This window comes from Rathayibacter sp. AC182 (assembly GCF_979253875.1).
The window spans coordinates 340,657-365,253 of sequence record NZ_CEEDEK010000005.1; the positions used below are offsets into that span (position 1 = coordinate 340,657).

Sequence of the window (24,597 nt, forward strand, 5' to 3'; positions counted from 1 at the left end):
CGCGTCGGGCGTCTCGTGGTCGCCCTGCTGACATCCGCGCTCGCGCACTCAGTCCCCCTGCTCGGCGTCGGCCTTCAGGGAGTTCAGCTCCGCCTCGTGGTCGGCGATGAACCGCCGCTCCAGCTCGTCCTGGACCTTCTTCTGCTCGGCGCGGTAGTCGGTCTTCTCGCGGCAGTCGAGATCGGCGAGCGCCAGGGCGATCTCCTTCTCGCCGAGCTTCTCCATCTCCGGGTCCGAGTCCTCGATCGGCTCGTCGGACGCCTCGTGGAACGCGCTCACCTCGGCGTCGACCGAGCTCTGCGCGTCGTACTGGACCGCGAACCCGGGGTGCCCGGCCTCGGTCATGCACGACGACCACTCCGCGTTCAGGTCGGCCAGCTCGGAGTGCCGTCTGCAGGCTCGAAGTAGAACTCGTTCAGTGCGTCCATCAGCGGCTGGTGCTCGCTCGTACGCACCGGATCCCGGGAGTCGAGCTCGTGCTGGGCGGAGCCGTAGCAGCCGGACGCCGCCCAGTCGTACTCGTACAGGCCGTCCTCGCCGGCCTGCTCCTCCGTCACGGGAGGACCGCTCAGGGCCTCTCGTACGCCGCCCGCTCGGAGTCGGACAGGCCCGCCGTGTAGTCGGCGTTGAGATCGACGTACTCCTCGTCCGCCTCGTCCGGCGCGTCGCGGCCGGGGTAGTCGACCACTCCGTAGCCGTACTGGGCGACCCACTCGCGATCCTCCGGCTCCCACTCCTCGCTGCCGGCGGAGAGGAAGGCGCCGCTCTGCGGGTTCGGCGTGTAGTCGAACCCCTGCTCCTTCATGCACGCCGCGACGAGGTCCTCACGGGCCCGCTCCTGCTCGGCGAACTCCTCCTGCTGCTGCTCCGGGCTCTGATCGGAGCCATAGAGCGCCCAGGTACTCGGTCAGCGGCGACGTCTCCTGCGGCGAGTCAGCGCCGTCCGGCGCGGAACACGCGGTCAGCGCCAGGACGGACGCCAGCGGGAGGAGGACGAGAACGGACAGTCGCCGACGGATCACAGGGGGCCTCTTCTGCTCGGGGGCGTGGACGGCGAGAACCGTAACCCGCGGTGATCGGCGCGTGTCCCGGTGGCGCGGGACGTCCGTTCGCGGCCCTCCCGCCGTGCCACGCCGCCTCCGAGGGCGGGATCGCGCCAGGAGACAGCGCTCCCTCGCGCCGAAGCGCAAGGGTCCCCTCGCCCGTGGCCCTTGTCGGACCTGCCGCCTACGGTGAGCATGACCGACTCCCCGCGCCCGCCCTGCACCACGACGTGCTCGTCATCGGCGGCGGCAACGCCGGGCTCTCGGTGGCCGGGCGGCTGCGGCGCTACGGAGTGTCGGACGTCGCGGTGATCGAGCCGCGGACGACCCACTTACCAGCCGATGTTCTCGCACGTCGCCGGCGGCACGGCTCCGGCCTCGAGGCGACCCGTCCGCAGGGCGAGGTGACGCCGAAGGGCGTGACGTGGATCCGGGACCGCGTCGCCACGATCGATCCCGTCGCCAAGACGGTGACGCTCGGGCGGGCGCGCGGTCGGCTACGGCCAGCTCGTGGTGTGCCCGGGCATCGGAAGGACTGGGACGCGGTGCCCGGCCTCGTCGAGGCGATGGAGTCGCCGGTCGGCATCTCGAACTACGAGTACGAGTACGCCCGGAAGGCGTCGAGCGTGCTGCGCGACGTGCGCTCGGGGACCGTCGTCTTCACGCAGCCCAGCGGGCCGGCCACCTGCTCCGGCGCCTCGCAGAAGCCGATGTACCTGGCGTGCGACTACTGGCGGAAGACCGGGGTGCTCGACGACATCCACGTCGTGCTCGTGGTGCCGACGCCGACCCTGTTCGGCATGCCGCTGATCGACGCCGAGCTCGAGCGCAAGGTCGCCGAGTACGGCATCGAGGTGCACTACGACCGCGAGCTCGTCGAGGTCGACGCCGCCTCGCAGACGATCGAGCTGGCGGGCGAGGACCGCCGCGCGGCGCTGCTCGGGCCCGACCACTCGACCTCGCTCGGAGGGGCTGGAGGGCGACCACCGCGAGACGCTGGCCTACGACGTGCTGCACGTCGTCCCTCCGCAGTCGGCGCCGCCTTCCTCGAGGGCTCCGGCCTGACCGACGGCGGCTTCGTCGAGGTCGACCCGCTGACCCTGCGCCACGTCCGCTTCCCGGACGTCTGGTCGCTGGGCGACGCCGCCGCGACGACCAACTCGAAGTCGGGCGGCGCGCTGCGCCCGCAGGCGAAGACGCTGGCGAAGAACCTCGTGGCCGCGCGGAAGGGGAAGCCGCTGCCGATGACCTGCAACGGCTACTCCGTCTGCCCGTTCGTCGTCTCGCGGAAGACGGTCGTCTTCGCCGAGTTCGACGACCGCTACCGGCCCCAGCCCACGATCCCGTTCTGGAAGGGGCTCGCGAAGGAGCGTCGGGCGACGTTCCTCGCCGACCGGTTCGTGCTGCCGTGGGTGTACTGGAACCTGATCCTGCAGGGGCGGGCGTGAGCTCGGACGCTCCCACCGCCTCGTCGGCGTACACGACGACGGTGGTGCTGGCCGTCACCGGGCTCGTCCTCGCGCTGTTCCCGGGCTTCGACGTCGCGGGACTCGTGCTGAGCATCCTGGCGTTGCGCCGGAGTCGCCGTGACGGCGGTCCTCGCGGGGCTGGCCGTCGCGGGGATCATCGTCGCAGCCGTGACGATCGTGCTGTACACGGCCGGAGTGATCGCGCTGGTCGCGGTGTTCGGGAACCTCTTCGCGACGTGCGCGGAGCTGGGGACGGGCGTGCACGTGGTGGGCGGGGTGACCTACACCTGCTCGTGAGGCGCTGCGAGCGGTCCGTCCGGCAGCACTCCATACTCAGCAGGTGGGTGCGGAGCAACGGGCCGAGTGGCGGGAGCTGCGCCGGGAGCGCGAGCGGTTGCGGGCGCGACTGGTGCGGAAGCCTCTCGATCTCGCCGTGCGTTCGGAGCTCGCGGAGTCGTACCGCTCCGACGACCATCTGGACCAGGCCGGCCGCTGGGGCCTGCTGGTCCCCGACGGGTCCACGGAACTCGAGCGGCGGCTCTTCGCCCGGTCCGTCGCCAGGACGGGCGACGCGACCCGGGAGCGGGTCCAGCGGCTGATCCTGCTGCCCGAGGGCCATCTGGGCGTCGAGGAGCAGGCGCTCGTGGCGTTCGAGCAGCTGCTCGAGGAGGAGCGTGCGCTTCTCGAGCGCGAGAGCGCACAGGTGTCATCGAGCGCGAGCGACGGCCTGATCGGGCAGCTCGAAATCCGCCGGCGGCATCATGCTCGGGATCCTGGGCTTCCTCGCCGCACTGACCGCCGTGCTCGCCTCGGTGAACGCGTTCCTCGGAGGGGCCGACGCGCGCATGATCACGCGGGTCGGCTTCCTCGCTGATGCTGATACCCCTGTCGATCTGGGCTGCGATCTCGACCGCGGTGCGCCTGGTCACGACGTCGTTGGCTCCGAGCGGGGTGACCGCCGCGATCCTCGTGTGCGCGGTGCTCCTCCTCGTCTGGCTCGGCCCCCAGGAGGACGCCCGCTTCCCCTGGGAGGCGGAATAGCGCCGCACCGTAGGGCGCTTTCTGCTGCTCCGGAGCGCTGAGACCCTCACCCGTTCATCGGACGGAGGTGACAGGACGCAGCTGGAAGGGGAACGGCGCCGCAGCGCCGCCCCCTCCGGTCAGAGCGTCAGTCGGCCATCGACACGCCGGTGAAGTCGATCCACCAGCTCTTGGGCTGCTCGAAGCCCTGAACGCGGTCCGACATCGCCCGCGGTGCGGTGTCGTTGACGACGAACATCCAGGCGGCGTCCTCCGTCACCAGGTGGCCGACCTGCGTGAGCAGGGCGGCGCGCTCGGCGTCGTCGGTGGTGACGAGCGCCTGCTGGTAGAGGGCGTCCGCGTCCGGGTTGCAGTAGCCGAAGAAGTTGCCCTCGCAGCCGAACCAGAAGCCGTTCCAGCTCGACGGCTGCTCCAGGCTGAACGCCTGGTTCGCGGCCTGCCAGCCGGTGTCGCCTTCGCCGAGCTGACCGTACATGCCGGCGAAGTCGACCGGTTCGAGCGTCACGCCGATGCCCACCTCGGCGAGCTGGGCCTGGAGGGCCTCGTTCATCGCCTTCGCCTGCATCGATCCGGAGCCCGCGGTGATGTATCCGACCGTCACGTCGACGCCGTCGGGGTAGCCGGCCTCCGCCAGGAGCGACTTCGCCTTCTCGGGGTCGTAGGAGTAGATGTCGTCGGCTTCGTCGTAGTAGAGGCTGGCCGGGGCGAACATCTGGTAGGCGGGAGACGCGGTGCCGTGGAGGAGGTCCTCGGCGATCGACTCGCGGTCGATGGCGTAGTTCATCGCCTGACGGACGCGGATGTCGTCGAAGGGCTTTTCCTCGGGGAAGAGCTGCCACGACCACTCCCAGTCGAAGGAGTTGCCCGTCGTCACGTAGCCGTCGGCCTCCAGGCTCGCGAAGTCGTCGGGCTGCGCGGCCTCGATCCAGTCGACGCGTCCCGAGCGCAGAGCCGCGGTACGGGCGGCGGGGTCGGGGATGAGCTCGACGCTCAACCGGTCGAGCTCGGGCACCTGGCCCCAGTAGTCGTCGTTGCGGACGAACGAGATCGACTGGTTCTCGGCGAGCGAGTCGAAGACGAACGGCCCGGTGCCGACCGGGTTCTTCGCCTGACCGGCCGCCCCGACTCCTCCAGGCTCGTGGGGCTCGCGAAGTAGACGTTGTAGAGGTCGGCGAGGAAGAAGGCGAACGGCTGCGTTCAGGGTGAACGCGACCGTCATGTCGTCGACCTTCTCGACCGAATCGACGAAGTTCAGCACCGTGTAGTACGTGATCAGGACCGGGTCGTAGTTCGGGTCGGATTCGTCGGTGTACCGGCCGATGTTCGCGATGAGGGCGTCCGCGTTCCAGTCGGTGCCGTCGTGGAACGTCACTCCGCCCTGCAGAGCGAACGTGTAGGTGAGGCCGTCCTCCGAGATCTCCCACGACTCTGCGAGCGCCGGTGCGACGCCGGCGGGCGCATCCGGGTCCGAGACGTCGCGCTTGGTCAGACCCTCGTAGACGAGGTTACCGATCAGGCGCTGGCCCTCGTAGCCGGCCGTGGTGATGGCTCCGGTGTCGAGGCTGGGGAAGGCGGCCATCTGCGAGGCGATGATCAGCTCCTGCTCGTCGGCAGCGCTCGCTCCGCCTCCTGAGCAGCCTGCGAGAGCGAGAGCGGACACGGCGAGTGCGGCGACGAGAGCCAGCGGCCGTCGTCCGATCCGGTGGGTGCGGTGCATGGGACTCCTCGGGGTGGGGGTTCGAATGATGCGGGTTCGAGTGGTGAGTGCGGGTCTAGGAGGTTCGGACGGGGTGCCGCGCCGCGAGGAGCTCGCGCGTGTACGGATCCTGCGGGGACGCCAGGACGTCCGCGGTGGGACCGCTTTCGACGGACCGTCCCCGGTTGAGCACGAGGATGTCGTCGCTCATGTGCTCGACGACGGCGAGGTCGTGGCTGATGAAGAAGAGCGCGACGCCCAGGTCGGCCTGGAGCTCGGCGAAGGTGTTGAGGACCCGCGCCTGAACCGACTTGTCGAGCGCGCTGACCGCCTCGTCCGCGACCAGCACCTCGGGCTCGCCGACGATCGCGCGGGCGATCGCGATGCGCTGCGCCTGACCGCCCGAGAGCTCGTGCGGGAGCACGCGTGCAGATAGTCGGCGGGCAGCGAGACCCGCGACAGGAGGTCCGCGGCGAGTCCGGACCAGGTGCTCCGAGGAAGTCGTGCGCCGCCATCTGGAACTCCAGCGTCCGGCGCACGGTCATGCTCGGGTTCAACGCGTGCCGCGGGTCCTGCGGCACCAGCTGGATGCGCCGTCGCGCGGCCCGCAGCGCTCGCCGGTCGAGACCGAAGAGGTCATCGGATCCGAGGCGGACAGTACCGGCGTCCGGAGACATGAGCCGCATGACGATGCGCCCCAGGGTCGACTTGCCGCTGCCCGATTCGCCCACGACTCCGAGCGTGCGCCCCTTCTCGAGTCGGAAGGAGACTCCGTCCAGGGCGGTGAAGGGACCGAAGCGCTTGACGATGCCCCCTGCAGCCAGAACACTCAGCAGTGCTCCTCCGTTCGCTTCGGCCACGGCGTGCCCGGGCGCGATGTCGACGAGCGGCCCCCAGTCGCGCCGGTGGCGGATGTCGTCGGGAACGACGGCGAGACCGCCCCGCGGAGCGTCGGCCGACGGCTCCGCGGCGAGAAGGGCCCTCGTGTACGGGTGCGCCGGCGCTCCGAGCACCTGCGCGGCGAACCCGAGTTCGACGATCCGGCCTCCGAGCATCACGGCGACGCGGTCCTCCGGCTGGGAGGCGATGAGCGCGGCGATGCCCACGTCGTGGGTGATGAAGAGGATCGCGGTTCCCAGCCGGGCGCGCAGCCCGTCGAGCAGGCGCACGACTCCCACCCCCACCGAGGCGTCGAGGGCGCTCGAGGGCTCGTCGGCGACGATCAGTTCGGGATCGCAGCAGATGGCGATCGCGATGGCGACCCGCTGCCGCATCCCCTCCGGAGACCTCGTGCGGGTAGGCGCGCAGGACGCGCTCGGGGTCCGAGATGCTCACCGAGTTCGAGCAGTTCGGCCGCCCGCAGCCGCGCCGCGGCCCTGTCGGCGACCCGCGCCGTGCTGGAGCAGCGTCTCGGTGATCTGACCGCCGATCCGCCGCATGGGGTCGAGCGAGCTGTTCGGGTCCTGAGGGACGACGCCGATGCGCTCGCCGTGCAGCGCGCGCAGGGACGGTCGGGACGCGTGGAGCAGATCGACACCGTCGAACACTGCGGAACCGCTCACCTGCGCGGACCGTGGCGCCATGCCCGTGATCGTCCGAGCGAAGACGGTCTTCCCGCTGCCGGATTCGCCCAGCAGAACGGTGACCTGCGAACGTTCGAGGCCGAGCCCGACAGAGTCGACGACGGTGGCACGTCCGCGGGCGGCCCGGAACGACACCGAGACGCCGGTCGCGTCGAGCACGAAGGGACCGTGGTGGGCAGACTGCCGCCCATGGCCGGGCTGCTGATCGTCATGAGTCGGACTCCCGTCCGCTGAGGGCGTCGCGGAGTCCGTCCCCGACGAGCGGGAAGAGCATCGACAGCGCCAGGATCACGACGACGGGTGTCACCGCGAGAGTGGGGTCGGTGTAGATCGCGGCCTGCATCTCCTGCAGGATCGAGCCGAGCTCCGGAGTCGGCGAGGGCACGCCCAGGCCGAGGAACCCGAGTCCGCCGGCGATCGCGATGTTCGCCCCGACCAGCGAGGTCGAGTAGGCCAGCACGGCGGGGAGCACGACCGGGACGATCTGCCGGAGGAGGATCGCTCCGGGACCGGCTCCGCTCGCTCGCGCGGAGAGCACGGAGTCGAGCTCCCGGATCCGCGACACCTCGGTCTCGGCGATCCTCGCGACAGGCGCGATCCAGACGAGCGTCAGGGCGAGCACGAGGGTGCCGAGACCGATGCCCGGGGTGATCGCGAGCAGGGAGGGAGAGCAGCACGCCCGGGAACGCGAACAGGATGTCGACTCCGCGCATCAGCACGGTGTTGAGCACCTTGCCGCCCAGACCGGCGAGCGTGCCGATCGCCAGACCGATGAGGGTGGCGATGACGATCGGCAGCACGCCCGCCACGAGCGAGATGCGCGTGCCGTAGACGAGCCGACTGAGCATGTCGCGGCCCTGGGAGTCGGTCCCGAGGACGTGCGCGTCGGAGAAGAACGGCAGGGGCCGCTCTGAGAGCGATCCGGCGAGCGGATCGGCGAAGGGCAGGATCGGCGCGGCGACGGCCCACGAGGACGATCAGGCCGAGCACACCGAGCGCGATCTGCGAGCGGACCGGCAGACGGCTGAGCAGCGATCGTCGCCGGAACCGCACCACGAGGGCCGGGCGGTCGCGGCGGCGCGGGTCGCCGGTCATGCGCGGGCCACCCGGATGCGCGGGTCGATCAGTGCATTGACCGCGTCGGCGAGGAGGAGGACCAGGACGAAGACGATCGCCACGACGAGCGAGACCGCCTGGATGAGCGTGTAGTCCCTGAGCGCGACCGACTGGACGACGAGGACCCCGACTCGGGGGCTGAAGATGTTCTCGACGAAGAGCGCTCCGCCGAGCATCGAGCCGACCTGGATCCCCAGGACGGTGATCATCGGCGGCAGCGCGTTGTGGTGCGCGTGCACCGCGATCCGGAGCGCGGGCGAGTCCTCGGGCCCGCAACGACGGGAGCAGGTCGGTCGACTGCAGGGTCGACAGCGACGTCTTCAACGATCGAGGCCATCTGGGCTCCCGGGGCGAGGGCCAGCGCGGTGGCCGGCAGGGCGAGGTGGAGCAGGACGTCGGCAGGTCCTCCGTCGCCCCGCGTGCTGAGGCCGCCGGCGGGGAACACCGGCGCGAGGACCGCGAAGAAGAGCAGGAGGAGCAACGCGACGGTGTACTGGGGTGCCGAGAGGAAGAAGGCCTCGACTCCGTCGACGACGCGCCGGAGGACGCGACGGCGAGGTCGCGAGGTTGCCCATGACCAGGGCGATGGCGATCGCGAGCACGCTCGCGACGCCGCCCAGCAGGAGCGTCGTGGTGAGCGCCGGGCCCAGGATCTCGCCGACCGGGCGGCCCTGGCTGTAGGAGTAGCCCAGCTCACCCCGGACGAGCTGTCCGAGCCAGAGGACGAACTGGACGGGGACGGGCTGAGTCCAGCCCCATGACCGCTCGCAGCTCCTCGCTCTCCCCGGGACTGCTGTCGGTGCCCAGGATCGTCAGGGCCGGGTCGCCCGGGATCGCCCGGACGGCGGAAGACCACCGCGGCGACGAAGAGCGCAGTGACCGCGGTGAGGAGCAGGCGTGCGCCGATGAACCGCAGCAACCTGGCATGTCGGGTTTTGTACTCCATAGTGGAAGAGTATCGGGACTACTGTTTCGGACGTATTTCGATTCCGTGAATGCAAGAGGACGACCGTCTGCTCGACAGTCCGCCGCCCGCCGGGTCGTGATACCAAGTCCGGTAGTCCGCGATCGGATTGCTCTGGACCCGCGGTCGAGGACGACCGCCCCCTCTCGAAGGAGGCCCCTTGGCTCTACGACACGCGATCCTCGCCGCGCTCTCGCGCGGCGTCCCCACCGGCTACGAACTGAACACGAGCTTCACCGACGACGCCGACCGCGCCTGGCACCGAGCCCGTCGCGGGTGTACTCGGAACTGACGAAGCTCGAGGGCAAGGGTCTGATCCGGATCAGCGAGCGCACCGAGCGGGGCAGGACCAGCTACGCGATCACCGATGCAGGCCTCGACGAACTGCGCCGCTGGCTCGTCCACGACGAGCCCGACCACAGCATCCGCGACGACTCGATGCTCCGGCTCGTGACCCTGTGGGTGCTCGACGACACGACAGCGGGCTATCTCATCGACGCGGAGGTCTCGTACCAGCGCAAGAGCAGCTCAGCCTGTCGCACCTGCTCGAGACGTGGGACGCCGTGCGCGAGGACTCCCCGAGTCTGGCGGAACAGGCGCGCGCTCTACACGCTGTGGCTCGCCCAGACCGAGTTGACCCTCGGCTGGCTCGACGGCCTGCGTGACGTCCTCCGCAGCAACGAGCCGGTCCCGGCCGTGCTCGAGCGCCACTGGCCGGCGCACCGGTCGACCGATCGGGTCTGACCGGGTCGGTGCGGCCGGCCGCGGCGGCACCTCCGAAGGCGGAGAGGTTCAGACCGCCGCGTTCTCGGGCCGGCCGTAGTGCGGCGTGGTGAGGTGACGGTCCCAGGGCGCATCCGGCGCGAGCAGCTCGCGCCACGGTGCGACCTCGGCGTAGAGCACCCGCAGGGCGTCGAGGCCGTTGACGTGGAGGGCTCGCCCGTCGGTCGAGACGGCGTCCTCCGGCACGGCGACGTCGCTAGTTCTTCATCAGCGCGGTGCGCGACGTCGTCTCGACGCAGACGTTGGTCTGCAGTCCGGCGACGACCAGGCGCTGCGCGCCGAGATTGCGGAGGATGTTGTCGAGCTCGGTTCCGAAGAACGCGTCCCAGCGCAGCTTCTGAATGATGATGTCCCCCTGCTGCGGCGCCACGGCGTCCAGGATCTCTGACGCCCAGCCCTCAGGACGAGTGTCGACCGCCGCCGAGACGTCGGGCAGGGTCGCGAGCAGGCGCCTCATGCTGGGCGTCATGTCGGCGCCGTCCGGGCGGCTCACCTGCCGCGTGTAGATCACCGGGGACGCCCTGCGCCCGCGCCTCGGCGAGGAGCGCGGCGCACTCCGCGACGACGCGATCGAACTCCCAGATCGGCGGCCAGCCGTAGAGGTCGCGGCGGTCCTGCTCCAGGTACATGTTCTGCATGTCGACCATGACGACAGCGGTCCGAGTGCTCATCGGTCCTCCTTCTCGGGATCTCTCGATCCGTTACTTCTTTTTTATACTCCAATAATGGTCTACTGTACTGGTGTTACAGCTTCATTTCGGTCGGAGGACGAGTGCCACATCCCGCGAAGAGCACGGACTCCCGTCGCCGTTGGGCGACGTTCAGCGTTCTGGCCGCCACCGCTGCACTGACGATCCTCGACGTCTCCAAGGTCGGCGTGGCCCTGCCCGCCATCCAGGAGTCGACCGGCGGGTCCGGGAGCACCGTCCAGGTCATGCTCGTGGGCTACACGATCGCCTACGCCGCCTTCCTGCTCCCCTCCGGCCGGATCGGCGACGTGCTCCCCCGCTCGACGGTGTTCCTGGTCGGAGGCCTGGCCTTCGTCGGCGCGAGCGTCGTCTGCGCGCTCGCGCCCGACATCACGTGGCTCGTCACCGGCCGCATCATCCAGGGAGCCGGGGCGGGGATCCTGATGCCGCAGGTCCTCGGCCTCATCCAGCGGCTGTTCCCCGCCGAGGAGCGCACCCGGCCCCTCGCCACCCTCGCCGCGATCCTCTCGGCGACCTCCCTCTTCGGGCCTGTGCTCGCGGGCGTGGTGATGCAGCTCGTCGGTACCGTCGAGGCGTGGCGCGCGCTCTTCTGGATCAACGTCGCGGTCGGCGTCGTGGTGCTGCCCCTCGCTGCCGTCCTCGTGCGGGATCCGGGTGGCGAGCGGCGTTCCGGCTTCGACGGCGTCGGCGTCGCGCTGCTCGTGCCCGCGGTCGTACTGACCATCGCTCCGCTCAGCGCTGTCTCCGAGGCGAACCCGCCGTCGATCTGGACGGCCGGACTCATCACCGCCGGGGTGGGTTTCACGACGCTCTTCGTCCTGCACCTCCGCCGCCGAACCGCCTCGGGACGTCAGGCGCTCGTCGACCCCGGCCTGTTCCGATTCGCGCATCTGGTCCCCGGCGTCGTCGTCTCGGGGTTCCTGCACGCGGCGGGCACCGCCGGAACCCTCATCATCACCATCGGCCTGCAGCAGCTCGCAGGCCTCACTCCCCTGGAGACCGCGCTCTGGATGCTGCCCGCGGCCCTCGCGGCGCTCGCCGGGTCGTGGATCGCCGCGCGCCTCCCCTTCGACACCGGCTACCGGGTCATCGCCTGGGGCGCCGGACTCGGCGCCGTCGGACTCGCACTGGTCGCGACCGCGTTCGGCGTCGCCCCCGCGGCCGCCCTGCCCCTCGCGGTCTGCGCCGTGCTCGTGGTCAACACCTTCGGAGTCGCCGTCGCCGCACCCGCCAACCAGGCGCGCGTGCTCGTCGAGGTCCCGGACTACCGCTCGAGCGTCGCCGGCTCGATGATCCAGTTCTCGCAACGGGTGGGGTCGGCGATCGGGATGGCCCTCGCGCTGATGCTCTACTACGGGGTGGGCGGGACCGAGACCATCGCAGGGCGTCCCACCCTCGGTGCGACGCTCGCCGTACTCCTCACCGCAGGATTCCTCCTCGCCGCGACCGCGATCGCACTGGCCGACCGGTCGCGTCGACCGCAGCCCCGCCCGTCGGCCTCGATACGGCACCCCGCCGAGGCCGCACGGGTCAGGTGATCGCCCGCCCGTCGCCAGTCCAGCGGCACCGTTGGGCGTTTTCTGCTGCTCCGGAGCGCTGAGAGCAGCGAAAGCGTCCGATGGCGGCGAGGAACGCGTGCGGAGGAGCGACCGCAGGGGCTAGCCCTCCGCGCCGACCCGCGCGGCAGGCGCAGCGGGCACCGTCGCACGCCGGAAGCCGTGCACCGTCAGGTACACGCCGAGGAACAGCTCCCACGCGATCTCGGGCAGTGTCAGCAGGCCCGACCAGACCGAGGTCTGCTCGTAGGCGCCGAAGAGGACGGCGAGGCCCGAGAGCGACATCAGCGGGCCGCCCAGGAGGCCGAGGAGCGCGACCGGCCGCGGCACGAGGTGCGCGCGGTGGAGGAGGAACCCCAGCAGCAGGCCGTTGCCGAGGCCGACGACGAAGCCGGGGCCGAGGAGGAAGGTCGCGTCGTGGACCGCGACCAGCGCCTGGGCGACGGCCCGGGAGGAGTCGGCGTCGGCTCCCGCCTGCGCCTGCCGCAGCTCGACGACCGAGACGACAGCGAGGAGGCCGACGACGATCAGGGCGCACTCCATGATCCGCGCGACGACGTAGGCGAGGGCGGCGGTCTCGTGGTGCCGGCGGAGGACGGGGTAGAGGACGAGCGCCGTGCCGAGGTTGGTGATCACGAGGACGATCTCGCAGACCACTCCGATGAGCACGCGGGTGTCGGCGCCGGGTCCGAGCACGTTGTCGGGGTCGGTGAGGAGCGGCAGATAGAGCACGGCTCCGGCGATGGCCGAGGCGAAGGTGAGGAGGAAGAGGACGCCCGTGAGGCGGGCGGTCCGATCGACGGAGGGCATGGGAGTCCTGTTCCCGGTGGCGAGGCCGACTCGTAGTGTACGGCGTACACCTTCGATCTGGAGGCTAGGTGTAGGGCGTACACTTCGTCAAGAGGCGACGGGAGGAACGCGTGCCCGAGCAGACACCGCAGACCCCCGACGACCGCGCCTGAACCGCGAGACGGTCCTGCGCGCCGGAGTGGAGCTCGCCGACGAGGTCGGGATCGACGGCTTCACGATGCGCACGCTCGCCGAGCGGCTCGAGGTCGTCCCCATGGCCCTCTACAAGCACGTGCAGAACCGCGAGCACCTGCTCGACGGCATGGTCGACCTGGTCTGGAGCGAGGTCGCCCTGCCCGATGCGGCGCGCGGCTGGAAGCCGGCGATGCGCGAGCGCGCCGCGTCCCTCCGCGCCGCCCTGACCCGGCACCGCTGGGCCGTCGGGCTGATGGAGGCGCACGGGCGGCCAGGGATCGAGAACCTGCGCCAGCACGACGCGATGATGGGGTGCCTGCGCGAGAGCGGCTTCTCGTTCCGCACGACCGTCCACGTCACGTCGCTCCTGGACGCGTACGTGTACGGCTTCGCCCTGCAGCAGAAGACGCTCTCGTTCGAGACCCCGGAGGAGTCGGCGGAGGCCGCGGCCGCCACGCACCGCTCCCAGCCGGCCGAGGCCGCGGCGCTGTACCCGTACCTGGTGGAGGTCGTCGTCGAGCTGGCCCGCGAGGGCTACGACTACGACGCCGAGTTCGAGACCGGGCTCGACGTGCTGCTCGACGGGGTCGAGGTGCTGCGGGCGGAGTGGCGGTCGGAGGCGGACCGGTCGGAGCCCGTCCGCCCCTGACGACGTCCGTCCTCAGCGCCCCTGGTCCGGCAGCGCCGCCGTGCCGGTCGCGCGCAGCCGGTCCTTCACGTCCTTTGGGAACTGCGGGCGGCCGTAGAAGTAGCCCTGCGCCCGCTCCGCCTGCAGCGATGCCAGCAGGTCGTGCGCCGTGCGGGTCTCGACGCCCTCGACGATCGAGCCCATGTCCAGATCCGAGACCAGGGCGATCATGGAGCGCAGGATCGTGGAGTGCCGGGGGTTCTGCTCGTCGGCGAGGAACACGCGGTCGATCTTCACGATGCTCAGCGGAACCGTCAGCAGTGCCGCGGCCGCCGCATGCTCCTGGCCGTAGTCGTCGAGCGCGATCGCGATGCCCTCCTCCGTCAGCAGCCGCACCCGGTCGACGACGTCGGCGTCGACGTGGCCGATCGAGGCCTCGGTGAGCTCGAGGCAGAGCTGGATGCCGAGATCGGACGTGCGCAGGGCGCGGACGTGGTCGACGACCTCGTCGCGCAGGAGCTGCTCGGCCTCGATGTTGACGCTGAGGAACGACACCGACGCGTCGATCTCGCGGAACTCGAGCATCGAGGCGACGGCGCGGTCGACGATCTGCACCGTCAGCCGGTCGAGCAGCCCGAGGGAGCGCGCGACGTCGACGAGGGTCAGCGGGCTCAGCGGCGTGCCGTCGCGGCGGGTGAACCGGGCGAGGGCCTCGAAGCCGAGGATGCGGCGCTCGGCGACGTCGATGACCGGCTGGAACGCGACCTCCACCGCCCCCTCCTGCACCGCCGCGCGGATCTCGGACACCAGGTCGGCGCCGTCCGCGTCTCCCGCCCCGCCCCGGCGCTCCTGCTTGGACGCGTACATCCGCTCGTCGGCCTCCTGCATGGTGCGGTCGAAGCTGCCGCCGTCGACGGCGACCGGAGCGCCGATGCTGATGCGCGGGTGGAGCGTGACGCCGCCGACAAGCAGGGGCTGCTCGACGGCGCGCGTGATGCGGAGGGTGACGGAGGCCGCCGTGGCGGAGTCGAGGAGCACGGCGAACTCGTCACCGCCGATGCGCGCGACGACGTCGTCGCTGCGCACGCTCTCGCGGATCCGGCGGCCGACCTCCTCGAGGACGACGTTGCCGGTGGAGTGGCCGTAGGTGTCGTTCACGGCCTTGAACGCGTCGAGGTCCATGAAGAGCATCGCGCGGCGCGACGGGTCGGGGAGCGCGTCGAACTCCTCGTACAGACCGCGGAGGTTCGTCAGCCCGGTCAGCGTGTCGGTCGTCGCGGCGTCGCGCAGGGCTCGCGTGGTGCGGCGGTCGTGGAGCGCCTGGGTGGCGATGTGCGCGAGGGCCAGCAGCGTCCGGTGCTCGAGCGGCGAGAAGCCGTCGGAGTCGGGGCGGCGCGTGAGGACGACGTGGCGGACGCCCGCGCCCGGCGCCGTCACGGGCGCCGACAGCTCGAAGGTCCGGCCCGGCTGCTCCGAGAGGCGGATGCTCGCGGAGGGGATCGCCGAGCGAGCCGCCGCCTGGAGCGTCGCGAAGATCGCCGCCTGGTCGCCCCACGGCAGCGCGAGCGACGCCTCGACGAGTCCGTCGAGCTTGCGCTCCACGCGCGTTCGGCGCAGCTGCTGGCTGACGACGGCGATCGCGAGCGCCACGATCAGCAGCGTGTTCGCCGAGCGGATGTCGAGCCCCACCCCCAGCTCGATCCGCTCGATCCCGGAGGAGAGCCGGGCGCCGTAGGCGAGCGCGACCAGTCCGACGTTCAGGGCGAGCACCACAGCGACGCGGTCCGGGCGCAGGGTCGGAGTCGGAGCATCCGGGACCTCGGCGAGCGTCAGCCGCGCCTGCAGGTACTCCGCCCCGATCGACAGCGCGCCGTACGCGAGCACCGCGGGCACCGCCGCGAGCACCGGCCACCACCCGGTGCCCGGGAAGAGGGAGAGCACCAGGAGGAACGCGCCGCCCGAGAGGCTCGCGAGCCCGGTGAGGTAGGCGATCACCGTCCAGGGCCGTCGCCGGAGCAGCAGGAACACCACCAGCGCCAGGACCCAGAGCAGCAGGGCGCGGGGGTGGGGGACGTCCTGCGCGACGAACGCGAGGACCGAGACTCCGACTCCGAACGTCACCGTGCCGATGCCGGAGGAGAGCTCGAGCCGGAACGACGCCGTGATCCACAGGGCCGCGAGCAGCAGGGCGAAGGGCGGCACCAGCGCCGGCAGGGCGGTGGCGTTGGGCACGAGCAGAACGAGGGTGAGGAGGAGTCCCGCGGCGCCGACTCCGAGGCGGAGGGCGCGGACCCGCCCGGAGAGGCGGGCGGGGTGCCCTCCGGCAGCACGATCGCGTCGCCTGCGCTCAGTGCGTCACTCACTCGACCCCCCGGGCGTCCCGCCGAGGCGCGGGTCCTCCCACTCTCGCAGACGAGTGCGACGGACCGGACCCCGAGTGCGGGATCCGGACGGCGGGCGCCGTTCAGCCGATCGTGCGGGACGCACTCGTCTTCGACGCGGTCGTGTACCCGGTCTTCGCGCCGGTCACCCGCACGGTGAGCGCCTTGCCCCTGTCGGCGGCGACCGGCGTGTAGGTCGCGGCCGTCGCTCCCGAGATCGCGGTGCCCGCCCGGAGCCACTGGTACGTGAGCACGACGGGCGCCGGTCCCCACGTGCCCGGGACCGCGGTCAGCCTCGAGCCGACCGCCGCGGTGCCGGTGATCGTCGGAGTGGGTGCGGTGAGCGTGCCCGCTACGACCGTCCTCGCGGCACTCGCCTTCGCGACGGTGGTGTAGCCGGCCTTGGTGCCGGTCACCGTGACGCTGATCGCCGCGCCGCGGTCGCCCGCGACCGGGACGTACGTCGATCCGGTGGCGCCCGTGATCACCGTGGTGCCGCGCTTCCACTGGTATGCGTAGGCCACCGGCGCGGGGGCCACGCTCCGGGCACCGCGGTGAGCGTCGCTCCGACCGCGGCCGTGCCGGTGATCGTCGGAGTCGCGCTCGTGAGCGTCCCGACTGCGACGGCCGCTATGGTGGCGCTGGTCTTGGTCGCGGGCGAGTAGCCGGGCTTCGTGCTCGTCACCGAGACGGTGATCGTGGCGCCGGCGTCGGAGCCGGTGAGCACGTAGGTCGACTTCGTCGCGCCCACGATGTACGTGCCGCCGTTCCTCTTCCACTGGTACGCGAGGGTCGTCCCCGCGTCCCAGGTGCCCGCGTTCGCGGTGAGGGTCGATCCGACCTTGAGCGTGCCGGTGACGGTGGGGGTCGGCATCAGCGTCTGCAGTGCCGGCGTCACGGTCGAGGCGGCGCTGGTCCTGCACCACCGGGGTGAGGCCGGACTTCGAGCCGGTGACCGAGACCGTGAGGCTCGCGCCGGCATCCGCGGCGACCAGCGTGTAGGTCGAGGCGGTCGCTCCGGTGATCGCGGCACCACCGCGCTTCCACTGATAGGCCAGGGCGACGGGAGCGGGCGACCATGGGCCGGGGTTCGCCGTGACCGTCCTCCCCACCTGCACGGTGCCCGTGATGGTCGGAGTCGGGCCCGTGATCGCCGTCGTCGTGCCGTTGGTGACGGCCGCGGTGGTCGCGCTCGTCTTGGTTGCGGGCGCGTAGCCGGGCTTGGTGCTCGTCACCGAGACGGTGATCGTGGCGCCCAGATCGGTCGACTTCAGCACGTAGGTGCTGCCGGTCGCGCCGACGAGGTAGATGCCGCCGTTCTTCTTCCACTGGTAGGCGAGAGTCGTGCCCGCGTCCCAGGTGCCCGGGTTCGCGGTGAGCGTCGAGCCGACGGTGGTGCTGCCGGTGATGGTGGGGGTGGGCATGAGGGTCTGGAGCGGGGCGGGGACGGTCCTGGGGGCGCTGGTGCGCTGGACGGAGCCGTAGCCCGAGCGGTAGGCGTCGACCGTGACGGTGATCGCGGTGCCGCGATCGGCCTCGGTCACCACGTAGGACGTGCTGTAGCCGGAGGGGATGTGCTCGCCGTTGCGCTTCCAGGAGTAGTTGAAGACCTCGGGAGTCGGCGTCCACGTCCCGGTCTGCACAGTCAGGGTCTGCCCGACGGCCGCAGTACCGGCGATGGTCGGAGTCGGCGCAGCGCTGAACCGGAGGTACGGCACGACGAGGGGCGCGCTGTCCACGGTGCGGTCGGCGTAGCCGGTCTTGCGGCCGGTGACCGAGACGGAGACGGAGCCGCCCGCGTGCTCCGTCGTCGGCACGAAGGTCTGCCCCGTCGCGCCCGGGATCGGGTAGCCGCTGCTGTCCTTCCACTGATAGCTCAGGGCGACGGGTGCGGGACCCCAGGTGCCGGCATTCGCGGTGAGCGTCGCCCCGACACCCGCGGTGCCTGTGATCGTCGGAGTCGCGGACGCCGAGGGTGCCGACGTTCAAGACCTTGAGAACGAAGTCGCCCTCCTTCCAGCCATCGCCGCCCACCTGGATGAAGTAGGTCCTCCCCGCCGTGGCGCTGAAGGTCGTCTTCGCGTTCGCGCGGATGAAGGGATCGCCGCCGAACTGCATGCTCGGGCCGATGGGGGTGCAGCCGATCGCACCGGTGGGCGCGGAACCGTCCGACGCCCATACCACGCCGACCGAATCGACGAAGCTGTCACGGAGGTCGACCAGGACGGAGCCCGTGGTCGTCGCGGTGGAAGCGGTGCCAGATGCTTCCCATCAGCACGCGTGTCCCCGCCGTCGCAGCTGTAGGAGGGCTCGCCCCAGTTCGAGTCGACCTTGATCGTCGAACCGGAGACGGTGGCGGGCAGCGCGGGAATCGCGACGGCGTCCGCGGGCGTCGTGCCGGAGACCGGAGCGCTGGCGGTGATCCGCAACTGGACCTTCTGGTCGTCCGTCACCGGTGCACCGTCGTAGAAGTCCCCCACCTGGAAGAGGTACGTCGTTCCGGCCTCCGCCTGCACGTGGTTCTCGCCGCGGTACTCGGTGTCGGTGCAGCTGATGCGCGCGAGCTCGTCGATCGGTCCGGCCTCATAGCTGATGACGTTCGTGTCGTGACCGGCGATCTGGCCGGAGAAGGTCAGCGTCTGACGGGCCGTGGAGGTGTAGGAGAACCAGACCGACGTGACGACATCGGTGAAGTACTCGCTGTAGTCGGGATCGGTCGTCCGGCAGGTCCCTGGCTCCCCCGGTTCGAGAGTCGCTCCGGCGTAGGGAAGCCCGGACCCGTAATACGGGAGCGAGGCGATCGTCGTCGCGTTCGCGAGGTCGTCGTTCGCAGGCGGAGCGACGGCGGCGAGCGCCTCCGGAGCGGCCAGTCGACTCTGCGCAGCCGGAGCCGGCGGGGCCCAGTCGTCGGGGTGGGCGACCCCGCCGATCTCGATCGGGTGGGCCGGGTCGGCGGTGGCCGGACCCGCGGACCGCGGTGGCCGTCGGGACGAGAGCGGCCCCCAGCGCCAGGGAGGCGGTGAGGGCGAGGGACAGCAGGCGACTACGCATCATCGAGTGGACTCCGGGTGAGAGCGAGGTGGGACGCCGACCACGTCAGGTACCGGGTCGATCCGTGTCCCCCCCATCGTGGTCGCGTCCTCGGGCCTAGCAAAGGTCCAGTTCGGGGGTAGCCCCCGTAGGGGATTTCAGTGACGCTGACGATTCCGCGGTGATTCGGCGCACGACAGGGTTGCGGAGGCCGAGAACACCCCCTCTCGGGGAGAGCAGTTCTGCTCGGCGGGGGATTCTCGAGCGCGGGACGCGCCCCTCCGAGTGGACGCGGAACGGGCCCGGTGCGCGTCCGGGCACGGCTGAGCGCCCGATCACGGCGGGCGCGACGAGCGTCAGGCGCGCTGCAGCGGCAGACGGGCGGCGAGCCGCGCCCCGCCGGCGGACGACGGCGACAGCTCGAGCGTTCCTCCGTACACGGCGAACTGGCGCGACAGGCGGTCGAGGCCGCTCCACTCCGGGTCACCGCCGAGCCCGCGGCCGTCGTCGTCGAGTCGCACGATCACGGCCGGGCGGGCGGCCGCGCAGTCGACGTCCAGGCTCAGGCGCACCGCGCTCGCGCCGCCGTGCTTCAGGGCGTTGGTCAGTGCCTCCTCGACGGTGCGCACGAGCAGGACGCGCTGATCCAGCGGGACGCCGCGCTCCTCGACCTCGAGGTAGCGGTCGTCGATGTCGAGGTCGACCGCGATCTCGACCGGCAGGCGGGCGAAGAGGTCGCGGACCGCCGGCACCAGGCCGTGCTCGATGTCGACGGGGTAGAGCGCGCCGCTCGCGGCCCGCACCTCGCGCTCGCGCAGCTCGTCCAGGCGCGCGGCGATCCCGAGGAGGCGCTCGCGATCGGCGGATGCCTCCGCCACGGCCTGCAGCTCGGCGGTCAGGACCACGAGCGTGTTCTGGAGTCGACCGTGCAGGTTCTGCGCCACCTCGCGCCGCACGCGCAGCTCCTCCTTCTGCAGCGCCTGCACGGCCTGGACCGCCTGGAGGAGCACGCGGGCGTGCTCGCGCTCCTTCTCGCGGACGCGGCGCGCGGTCCGGACGAACAGCAGACCGAAGCCGGTCACCAGGCCGAACACCATCGCTCCGACGACCAGCTCGACGACCAGCGCGTCGAGGGCGGCGAGCGGGTACACGCCGGCGATCACCTGCAGCGTGCAGCGCGCGCAGCGCCACGCCGAACGCGACGGCGAGAGCCGCGAGGGACGCGGGGGCGGCGCTCGAAGCGCTCGGGCCTGAGGACCGAGAGCACCAGCACCGCGACCGCGACCGCCGTGACGTTGACCAGCACCCGCACGACCACGTCCAGGACCGGCCCCGCCCTCCACGCCGCGGGTCGTCTGCGAGAGCATGCCGAGCGCGAAGACCGCCTGCAGCGCCGCGAGGATCGAGAGCACCGTGCCCAGCAGCGCGACGACTCCGACCAGGATCCGGTTGTCCTGACGGACGTCCGCGGAGCGTCCGGCGCGTGTCGTCGACGAGGGTCATGCGGTGTGCTCGAGGAACTGCAGTGTCGCCTCGACGCGCGGGTTGCGGGTGCCGTCGGAGCGCAGCCCCAGTCCGGCGTAGAGGGCGTTGACGTGGTTGTCGACCGAGCGGACGGCGATGCCCAGCCGCTCGGCGATCGCCGCGTTGGTCAGACCGGCCGAGAGCCAGGTGAGCACCTCGTACTGGCGGCGGCTGAGCGCGGCGACGGGCGAGTTGCGGCGGGCCGTGCGGGCGGCGACGAGCGCCGGATCGAGGACCGTGCGGCCGTCGGAGGTGGCGCGGATCGCGGTCAGCAGCGCCGGCGTCGAGAGCGAGGACGTCTTCGAGAGGTAGCTCCAGCCGCGTGCCTCCGACCGGTCCAGTCGGAGGAAGCGGTGCATGGCGTCGACGGCCGAGAGCAGGACGAGGGCGAGCTCGGGGTTGCCGGCGCGCAGCTCGCGGCCCAGCTCGATGCCGTCGCCGTCGCCGAGCTCGATGTCGAGGATCGCGACGTCGAGGGCGGCGGGCCGCAGCTTCTCGCGCGCCTCGGCGACCGATCCCGCCTCGACGACGCTGCGCACCCCCGGCACCGTCCGGAGCATCGTGGTCAGCATCTGCCGGAAGAGAGGCTGGTCGTCGACGACGGCCAACCTGAGATCTCGCACGCCCCCCACGGATGTCACGGGAACATCCTCGCCCATCCCGCGCCCTGCTTCGTCACCCGTTCCAGGGTTGCGGACGGCCGCCGCGGGCCGGGTGCGGTCGTCCGGCGACCGGCTGCCAACCTGGGAGGACCCCTCCGGGCGCTGCAGGAGGGCCGCCGCCCGGCCGGTGTCGACTCGTGGATCGGTGCTCGCGCGACCCGGGCCCGGAGGCGGTGCCTACGCCTGGACGAGCGCCGCCGCCGCAGCGAGACCGAGCACGGTCGCGACGAGCGCCACCGCCCGGGTGCCCAGGCCGTACGCGAGCCCGGCAGCCCACCGCCGCTCGAGGAGCATCCGCGCCGCCTCGACGCTCGCGGTGCTGAAGGTGGTGAATCCGCCCAGGAACCCCGTGCCCACGAGTGTGCGCCACTGCTCGTCGACGGCGCCCGAGAGCGCCAGTCCCGCGAGGATCCCGAGCAGGAGGGAGCCGATCACGTTGATCGCGGAGGTGCCGACGGGCCAGCGCGCGGGAACGAGCGAGCGCGCGACTCCGTCGATCGCGAAGCGGGCCGCGGAGCCGACGCCGCCCGCGAGTGCGACGCCCAGGAAGAGGGCGGGCGGAGTCACTCCGCCGCCTCCGTCGACCGGAGCCGACCCGCCAGGGCGATGCCGGGGACCGCCGCGCCTGTCCCCAGGACGAGGGTGATCGCGGCGACGAGCGCGGCCTCGCCGACGCGGCCCGTCTCGAGCAGCGAGACGGTGTCGAGCGAGAAGGTGCTGTAGGTGGTGAATCCGCCGAGCACGCCCGTGCCCAGGAGCAGGCGCAGGGTGCGGCGGCGGCCCTCGTCGGGTCCGCGCCGGGCGAGCGACTCGAGCAGCACGCCGAGCAGGAAGGCGCCGACGAGGTTCACCGCGATCGTGGCGATCGGCAGCGCGGCCACCGGCGGCAGGGCGAGCGCCATCGCGTACCGGCCGGCGGTCCCGACGGAGCCGCCCGCCGCGACGACGAGGAGGGGACCCGGGCGCAGATGCAGCGGCCGCGTCACTCCGCCAGGTCCCACGGCGCCGGGCGCGAGGCGTCGCGCTCGGCGCAGGGCACCACCATCACGGGGCGGTGCTGGCGGTGCGCGAGGTGCACGGCCACGCTGCCGCTGAGGAACTCGGCGATGCTGGCGAGGACGCCCGCGTCGCGGGTGCCGACCACGATCATCCGCGCGTCGGTCTGCTCGGCGACGTCGCTCAGCGCGAGCGCGGGCTCGCCCTCGGACACGCGGAACTCGTGCTCGACGCCGTCGAGGACGGACTCGACCTCGTGCACGAGGCTCGGCGGGGCCGACGGGCGGGCGGGGCCGGAGTCGGTGACGACCCCGACGGGGATGCCGCCGGTCATCGGATCGACGTAGTCGCCGACGAGATAGGGGTCGGGGGCGACGTAGAGCACGAGGAGCGGCGCGCGGAGCTCGCGGGCGAAGCGCGCAGCCGTGCGGAGGACCTCGGGCCGCTGGCCCTCGACGACGCCGACGAGGACGGGCCCGGTGGGGGTGGATTCGGTCATGGACGGCTCCTTCCCTTGCCCGTCCATCCTGGCACCGGCACCGACCCGGTGGGCCGTGATCCTTTCGTTATCAGCGACCCCGGGATTAGACTCGCTCCTCGCCGGTGCCCGACCGGCCCCGCAGGCGTCCCGACGCCCCGCGGATCGACCTGTCAGAGGAGTGCGCGCGCGTGACGGACCCCGACGTTCCCGAGTCCACGGAGCGTCGCGACGGCTCGACCGCCCTGCCCACCCGGCGTGAGGCGCGTGCGGCGGAGGCCGCTGCTGCTGCGGCTGCGGTCACCCCCGCTGCCGCCACCCCCGCTCCCGCCACCCCCGCTCCGATCGCCCCCTCCCCTGCCGCCCGGGCCCGCTCGGCCGCTCCCGCACGCCCGTCGACCCCCGCCCGCCCCGCCTCGAGCACCCCCTCGCTCAGCCGGCGCGCACTCGGCTTCGCGACGTTCTCGATCGTCGGCGGCCTCGTCGCCACCACGGCCATCCCCGCCTACGGCGCCCGGTCGACCGGTGCGGCCACCGGAGGCGGCGCCGTCGCGGACCGGACGGGCCTGCAGAACCTCACCGTCTCCTCCGAAGCGGCCGGCCAGACCGCGGTGCGCGACGCCTTCGCCGCGCCGACGCAGGCGCAGCTGGACGAGGCGAGCCGCCAGGCGGCCGTGCTCTCGAGCTCGAACGGCGGCGAGTTCACCACCGTGCAGACGCGCGCCGTCGGCGACGACTACCCGTGGCCGTACGAGACCATCGACGACGACGGCGGCGGACTCTCCCCGCTGGGCTACTACTACCGCGAGTGCGTCGACTTCGTCGCCTGGCGCCTCAACCGGGACGCCGGCGCGACCGCGGCCCCGTGGACGTACACGTGGGGGAACATCACCCCGATGGGCGGCAGCGCGTGGGAGTGGCCCGACAACTGGGCCGCCAAGGGCTGGGCCACGAGCAGCGTGCCGATCGCGGGCTGCGTCGCGTGGTGGACCTACAACCACGTCTCGTACGTGCAGAAGGTGAACGACGACGGCACCGTGCTCCTCGAGGAGTACAACTACGGCGGCAGGCACAGCTACGTGACGCGCACGTTCCCGACCGCGCAGGTGCCGCTCTTCCTGTACCCGCCGGCGCTGTAGCCCCGGGGGCGCCTTCGAGACGCCAGTCCGGTACGCCTCGGAAGGCGTGCCGCGGACCGGACAGGCATCTCGCGATCAGCGCAGCAGGGTCAGGAGCGCCTCGAAAGCCGGGGTGCGCGGGTCGACGAGGTCGAAGTGGTCGGCTCCGGGCAGTTCCAGCAGCCGCGCCCTCGGGTGCCTCGCGGCGTAGGCGCGGCTGAGCGCGATCGGCACGTCGGAGTCGGCGTCGCCGTGCACGAGCGCCACCGGGACCGGCGGGGTCGGCTGCCGCAGCGGGTCGGCCGCCGCGAGCGGCTCCACGCCGAGGAGCTCGCCGACGGCGTCGTCGCTGAGGTGCAGATCGGCGGCGGCCTGCAGGTCGACGACTCCGGCGAGCGCCACCACGGCGCGCACGGACGGCGACGGATGGGCGGCCTGCGACCACACGGCCAGCTGCCCACCGGCGGAGTGGCCGACCAGGACGGCCCGCGGGTCGCCGCCGAGCAGGACGGGCAGCGCCGCGAGGAGCGCGCGGACGTCGTCGCCCGTGCCCGGCCAGCCGCCGCCGGGATCGCCGACTCGCCGGTACTCCGGCAGCAGCACGTCGTGACCGCGGTCGGCGAGCGCCGCGGCGAGCGGACGCAGATGGGCGCGGTCCCAGCGGGCGCGCCAGAATCCGCCGTGCACCAGGACGACGGCGCCGCGCTCGGGAGCCGTCGGGCGGTAGCGGTCCGCGATCTGCTGCGGCGCGGGTCCGTAGCTCAGCACGGCGTCGGGATCGCGGGCCTCGAGATCGAGCAGATCGGTCACGGTCGCACTCCTAGGGCGCCGAGTC

The 24,597-nt window shown here is 72.0% G+C and carries 32 protein-coding genes and 1 pseudogene; 10 read left to right on the forward strand and 23 right to left on the reverse strand.

What is annotated here, in order from left to right; genetic code table 11:
• Nucleotides 1–48: 48 nt before the first annotated feature.
• From AC0CII_RS12115 to AC0CII_RS12125, 3 genes are read right to left on the reverse strand one after another with little or no spacing between them, the layout of a single operon-like run.
• Nucleotides 49–345, reverse strand: coding sequence for a hypothetical protein (locus AC0CII_RS12115; RefSeq protein WP_465229563.1), 297 nt, complete (start codon nucleotides 343–345; stop codon nucleotides 49–51).
• Between the two features lie 20 nt (nucleotides 346–365).
• Nucleotides 366–557 carry a hypothetical protein gene (locus AC0CII_RS12120; RefSeq protein WP_465229564.1) on the reverse strand — a complete coding sequence of 64 codons (192 nt, stop codon included), beginning with the start codon at nucleotides 555–557 and terminating at the stop codon, nucleotides 366–368.
• Between the two features lie 11 nt (nucleotides 558–568).
• Nucleotides 569–805: a hypothetical protein gene (locus AC0CII_RS12125; protein ID WP_465229565.1), complete on the reverse strand. Its 237-nt coding sequence runs from the start codon at nucleotides 803–805 to the stop codon at nucleotides 569–571.
• Nucleotides 806–1,204: 399 nt separating this feature from the next.
• Here AC0CII_RS12125 and AC0CII_RS12130 point away from each other — a divergent pair, with 399 nt between their 5' ends.
• From AC0CII_RS12130 to AC0CII_RS12145, 4 genes are all read left to right on the forward strand, one after another.
• On the forward strand, nucleotides 1,205–2,491 hold the full coding sequence (locus AC0CII_RS12130; protein ID WP_465229566.1) for an NAD(P)/FAD-dependent oxidoreductase: 1,287 nt from the start codon (nucleotides 1,205–1,207) through the stop codon (nucleotides 2,489–2,491).
• Between the two features lie 138 nt (nucleotides 2,492–2,629).
• Entirely contained in the window at nucleotides 2,630–2,809 is a 180-nt protein-coding gene (locus tag AC0CII_RS12135) for a hypothetical protein (protein ID WP_465229567.1), read from the forward strand.
• A 43-nt stretch (nucleotides 2,810–2,852) separates the two neighbouring features.
• Nucleotides 2,853–3,386 (forward strand): DUF6584 family protein, encoded by a 534-nt coding sequence (locus AC0CII_RS12140; RefSeq protein ID WP_465229568.1) that lies wholly within the window; start codon nucleotides 2,853–2,855, stop codon nucleotides 3,384–3,386.
• Nucleotides 3,386–3,553 (forward strand): hypothetical protein, encoded by a 168-nt coding sequence (locus tag AC0CII_RS12145; RefSeq protein ID WP_465229569.1) that lies wholly within the window; start codon nucleotides 3,386–3,388, stop codon nucleotides 3,551–3,553. Before AC0CII_RS12140 ends, AC0CII_RS12145 begins: the two co-directional genes overlap by 1 nt.
• A gap of 127 nt (nucleotides 3,554–3,680) precedes the next feature.
• Here the strand turns inward: AC0CII_RS12145 and AC0CII_RS12150 are convergent, their stop codons facing one another.
• The 8 genes and pseudogenes from AC0CII_RS12150 to AC0CII_RS12185 form a co-directional block, all read right to left on the reverse strand.
• Nucleotides 3,681–5,270, reverse strand: coding sequence for an ABC transporter substrate-binding protein (locus AC0CII_RS12150; RefSeq protein WP_465229570.1), 1,590 nt, complete (start codon nucleotides 5,268–5,270; stop codon nucleotides 3,681–3,683).
• 55 nt (nucleotides 5,271–5,325) lie between these two features.
• Nucleotides 5,326–5,673 carry an ATP-binding cassette domain-containing protein gene (locus tag AC0CII_RS12155; RefSeq protein WP_465230886.1) on the reverse strand — a complete coding sequence of 116 codons (348 nt, stop codon included), beginning with the start codon at nucleotides 5,671–5,673 and terminating at the stop codon, nucleotides 5,326–5,328.
• 139 nt (nucleotides 5,674–5,812) lie between these two features.
• Nucleotides 5,813–6,523 (reverse strand): annotated as a pseudogene (locus tag AC0CII_RS12160) (ATP-binding cassette domain-containing protein); the annotation flags it as partial.
• Nucleotides 6,524–6,580: 57 nt separating this feature from the next.
• Nucleotides 6,581–6,991 carry an ATP-binding cassette domain-containing protein gene (locus AC0CII_RS12165; RefSeq protein WP_465229571.1) on the reverse strand — a complete coding sequence of 137 codons (411 nt, stop codon included), beginning with the start codon at nucleotides 6,989–6,991 and terminating at the stop codon, nucleotides 6,581–6,583.
• 49 nt (nucleotides 6,992–7,040) lie between these two features.
• The gene (locus tag AC0CII_RS12170; protein ID WP_465229572.1) at nucleotides 7,041–7,454 is read right to left on the reverse strand and encodes an ABC transporter permease subunit; all 414 of its coding nucleotides are present in this window, start codon (nucleotides 7,452–7,454) and stop codon (nucleotides 7,041–7,043) included.
• Nucleotides 7,442–7,927 (reverse strand): hypothetical protein, encoded by a 486-nt coding sequence (locus AC0CII_RS12175; RefSeq protein ID WP_465229573.1) that lies wholly within the window; start codon nucleotides 7,925–7,927, stop codon nucleotides 7,442–7,444. The genes AC0CII_RS12170 and AC0CII_RS12175 overlap by 13 nt, the downstream gene beginning before the upstream one ends.
• On the reverse strand, nucleotides 7,924–8,157 hold the full coding sequence (locus AC0CII_RS12180) for an ABC transporter permease subunit (protein ID WP_465229574.1): 234 nt from the start codon (nucleotides 8,155–8,157) through the stop codon (nucleotides 7,924–7,926). The genes AC0CII_RS12175 and AC0CII_RS12180 overlap by 4 nt, the downstream gene beginning before the upstream one ends.
• Nucleotides 8,154–8,867, reverse strand: coding sequence for a hypothetical protein (locus AC0CII_RS12185; protein WP_465229575.1), 714 nt, complete (start codon nucleotides 8,865–8,867; stop codon nucleotides 8,154–8,156). The genes AC0CII_RS12180 and AC0CII_RS12185 overlap by 4 nt, the downstream gene beginning before the upstream one ends.
• A 154-nt stretch (nucleotides 8,868–9,021) precedes the next feature.
• Here AC0CII_RS12185 and AC0CII_RS12190 point away from each other — a divergent pair, with 154 nt between their 5' ends.
• Entirely contained in the window at nucleotides 9,022–9,204 is a 183-nt protein-coding gene (locus AC0CII_RS12190) for a hypothetical protein (RefSeq protein WP_465229576.1), read from the forward strand.
• On the forward strand, nucleotides 9,189–9,656 hold the full coding sequence (locus AC0CII_RS12195) for a hypothetical protein (protein WP_465229577.1): 468 nt from the start codon (nucleotides 9,189–9,191) through the stop codon (nucleotides 9,654–9,656). Before AC0CII_RS12190 ends, AC0CII_RS12195 begins: the two co-directional genes overlap by 16 nt.
• 48 nt (nucleotides 9,657–9,704) lie before the next feature.
• On the opposite strand, the gene AC0CII_RS12200 is transcribed toward AC0CII_RS12195, so the two are convergent.
• Genes AC0CII_RS12200 through AC0CII_RS12210 form a run of 3 tightly spaced genes read right to left on the reverse strand, consistent with a single transcriptional unit; the run spans nucleotide 9,705 to nucleotide 10,366 of the window.
• Entirely contained in the window at nucleotides 9,705–9,881 is a 177-nt protein-coding gene (locus tag AC0CII_RS12200) for a hypothetical protein (protein ID WP_465229578.1), read from the reverse strand.
• Nucleotides 9,882–9,891: 10 nt separating this feature from the next.
• Nucleotides 9,892–10,152 (reverse strand): cysteine hydrolase family protein, encoded by a 261-nt coding sequence (locus tag AC0CII_RS12205; protein ID WP_465230887.1) that lies wholly within the window; start codon nucleotides 10,150–10,152, stop codon nucleotides 9,892–9,894.
• Nucleotides 10,094–10,366 (reverse strand): hypothetical protein, encoded by a 273-nt coding sequence (locus tag AC0CII_RS12210; protein WP_465229579.1) that lies wholly within the window; start codon nucleotides 10,364–10,366, stop codon nucleotides 10,094–10,096. Before AC0CII_RS12210 ends, AC0CII_RS12205 begins: the two co-directional genes overlap by 59 nt.
• 101 nt (nucleotides 10,367–10,467) lie before the next feature.
• Between AC0CII_RS12210 and AC0CII_RS12215 the strand changes: the two genes are divergently transcribed.
• Nucleotides 10,468–11,943, forward strand: coding sequence for an MFS transporter (locus AC0CII_RS12215; protein ID WP_465227570.1), 1,476 nt, complete (start codon nucleotides 10,468–10,470; stop codon nucleotides 11,941–11,943).
• A gap of 120 nt (nucleotides 11,944–12,063) precedes the next feature.
• Here the strand turns inward: AC0CII_RS12215 and AC0CII_RS12220 are convergent, their stop codons facing one another.
• Nucleotides 12,064–12,771 carry a DUF4386 domain-containing protein gene (locus tag AC0CII_RS12220; RefSeq protein ID WP_465227569.1) on the reverse strand — a complete coding sequence of 236 codons (708 nt, stop codon included), beginning with the start codon at nucleotides 12,769–12,771 and terminating at the stop codon, nucleotides 12,064–12,066.
• Nucleotides 12,772–12,949: 178 nt separating this feature from the next.
• Here AC0CII_RS12220 and AC0CII_RS12225 point away from each other — a divergent pair, with 178 nt between their 5' ends.
• Nucleotides 12,950–13,594 carry a TetR/AcrR family transcriptional regulator gene (locus AC0CII_RS12225; protein WP_465229580.1) on the forward strand — a complete coding sequence of 215 codons (645 nt, stop codon included), beginning with the start codon at nucleotides 12,950–12,952 and terminating at the stop codon, nucleotides 13,592–13,594.
• 12 nt (nucleotides 13,595–13,606) lie between these two features.
• Here AC0CII_RS12225 and AC0CII_RS12230 read toward each other — a convergent pair whose 3' ends face one another.
• Nucleotides 13,607–15,805 (reverse strand): EAL domain-containing protein, encoded by a 2,199-nt coding sequence (locus AC0CII_RS12230; RefSeq protein WP_465229581.1) that lies wholly within the window; start codon nucleotides 15,803–15,805, stop codon nucleotides 13,607–13,609.
• Between the two features lie 232 nt (nucleotides 15,806–16,037).
• The gene (locus AC0CII_RS12235; protein WP_465229582.1) at nucleotides 16,038–17,771 is read right to left on the reverse strand and encodes a hypothetical protein; all 1,734 of its coding nucleotides are present in this window, start codon (nucleotides 17,769–17,771) and stop codon (nucleotides 16,038–16,040) included.
• A gap of 514 nt (nucleotides 17,772–18,285) precedes the next feature.
• On the opposite strand from AC0CII_RS12235, the gene AC0CII_RS12240 reads away from it, so the two are divergent.
• Nucleotides 18,286–18,423: a hypothetical protein gene (locus AC0CII_RS12240; protein ID WP_465229583.1), complete on the forward strand. Its 138-nt coding sequence runs from the start codon at nucleotides 18,286–18,288 to the stop codon at nucleotides 18,421–18,423.
• Nucleotides 18,424–19,340: 917 nt separating this feature from the next.
• On the opposite strand, the gene AC0CII_RS12245 is transcribed toward AC0CII_RS12240, so the two are convergent.
• From AC0CII_RS12245 to AC0CII_RS12265, 5 genes are all read right to left on the reverse strand, one after another.
• Nucleotides 19,341–20,396, reverse strand: a complete 1,056-nt coding sequence (locus AC0CII_RS12245; RefSeq protein WP_465229584.1) for a sensor histidine kinase — start codon at nucleotides 20,394–20,396, stop codon at nucleotides 19,341–19,343.
• An 87-nt stretch (nucleotides 20,397–20,483) separates the two neighbouring features.
• Nucleotides 20,484–21,149 carry a response regulator gene (locus tag AC0CII_RS12250; protein WP_465229585.1) on the reverse strand — a complete coding sequence of 222 codons (666 nt, stop codon included), beginning with the start codon at nucleotides 21,147–21,149 and terminating at the stop codon, nucleotides 20,484–20,486.
• A 198-nt stretch (nucleotides 21,150–21,347) separates the two neighbouring features.
• Nucleotides 21,348–21,737: a fluoride efflux transporter CrcB gene (crcB, locus tag AC0CII_RS12255; protein WP_465229586.1), complete on the reverse strand. Its 390-nt coding sequence runs from the start codon at nucleotides 21,735–21,737 to the stop codon at nucleotides 21,348–21,350.
• Nucleotides 21,734–22,156 carry a fluoride efflux transporter CrcB gene (crcB, locus tag AC0CII_RS12260; RefSeq protein ID WP_465229587.1) on the reverse strand — a complete coding sequence of 141 codons (423 nt, stop codon included), beginning with the start codon at nucleotides 22,154–22,156 and terminating at the stop codon, nucleotides 21,734–21,736. The genes crcB (AC0CII_RS12255) and crcB (AC0CII_RS12260) overlap by 4 nt, the downstream gene beginning before the upstream one ends.
• Nucleotides 22,153–22,665 carry a universal stress protein gene (locus AC0CII_RS12265; protein ID WP_465229588.1) on the reverse strand — a complete coding sequence of 171 codons (513 nt, stop codon included), beginning with the start codon at nucleotides 22,663–22,665 and terminating at the stop codon, nucleotides 22,153–22,155. The genes crcB (AC0CII_RS12260) and AC0CII_RS12265 overlap by 4 nt, the downstream gene beginning before the upstream one ends.
• A gap of 170 nt (nucleotides 22,666–22,835) precedes the next feature.
• Here AC0CII_RS12265 and AC0CII_RS12270 point away from each other — a divergent pair, with 170 nt between their 5' ends.
• Nucleotides 22,836–23,783, forward strand: coding sequence for a CHAP domain-containing protein (locus AC0CII_RS12270; RefSeq protein ID WP_465229589.1), 948 nt, complete (start codon nucleotides 22,836–22,838; stop codon nucleotides 23,781–23,783).
• A gap of 75 nt (nucleotides 23,784–23,858) precedes the next feature.
• Here the strand turns inward: AC0CII_RS12270 and AC0CII_RS12275 are convergent, their stop codons facing one another.
• On the reverse strand, nucleotides 23,859–24,572 hold the full coding sequence (locus AC0CII_RS12275; RefSeq protein ID WP_465227559.1) for an alpha/beta hydrolase family protein: 714 nt from the start codon (nucleotides 24,570–24,572) through the stop codon (nucleotides 23,859–23,861).
• Between the last annotated feature and the right edge of the window lie 25 nt (nucleotides 24,573–24,597).

Excerpts from the sequence above, each read along its gene's own strand:
- AC0CII_RS12115 (WP_465229563.1), bottom strand. The coding sequence starts at position 345 with ATGACCGAGGCCGGGCACCCCGGGTTCGCGGTCCAGTACGACGCGCAG.
- AC0CII_RS12125 (WP_465229565.1), bottom strand. The coding sequence starts at position 805 with ATGAAGGAGCAGGGGTTCGACTACACGCCGAACCCGCAGAGCGGCGCC.
- AC0CII_RS12145 (WP_465229569.1), top strand. The coding sequence starts at position 3,386 with ATGCTGATACCCCTGTCGATCTGGGCTGCGATCTCGACCGCGGTGCGC.
- AC0CII_RS12150 (WP_465229570.1), bottom strand. The coding sequence starts at position 5,270 with ATGCACCGCACCCACCGGATCGGACGACGGCCGCTGGCTCTCGTCGCC.
- AC0CII_RS12175 (WP_465229573.1), bottom strand. The coding sequence starts at position 7,927 with ATGACCGGCGACCCGCGCCGCCGCGACCGCCCGGCCCTCGTGGTGCGG.
- AC0CII_RS12180 (WP_465229574.1), bottom strand. The coding sequence starts at position 8,157 with ATGATCACCGTCCTGGGGATCCAGGTCGGCTCGATGCTCGGCGGAGCG.
- AC0CII_RS12205 (WP_465230887.1), bottom strand. The coding sequence starts at position 10,152 with ATGAGGCGCCTGCTCGCGACCCTGCCCGACGTCTCGGCGGCGGTCGAC.
- AC0CII_RS12210 (WP_465229579.1), bottom strand. The coding sequence starts at position 10,366 with ATGAGCACTCGGACCGCTGTCGTCATGGTCGACATGCAGAACATGTAC.
- AC0CII_RS12220 (WP_465227569.1), bottom strand. The coding sequence starts at position 12,771 with ATGCCCTCCGTCGATCGGACCGCCCGCCTCACGGGCGTCCTCTTCCTC.
- AC0CII_RS12265 (WP_465229588.1), bottom strand. The coding sequence starts at position 22,665 with ATGACCGAATCCACCCCCACCGGGCCCGTCCTCGTCGGCGTCGTCGAG.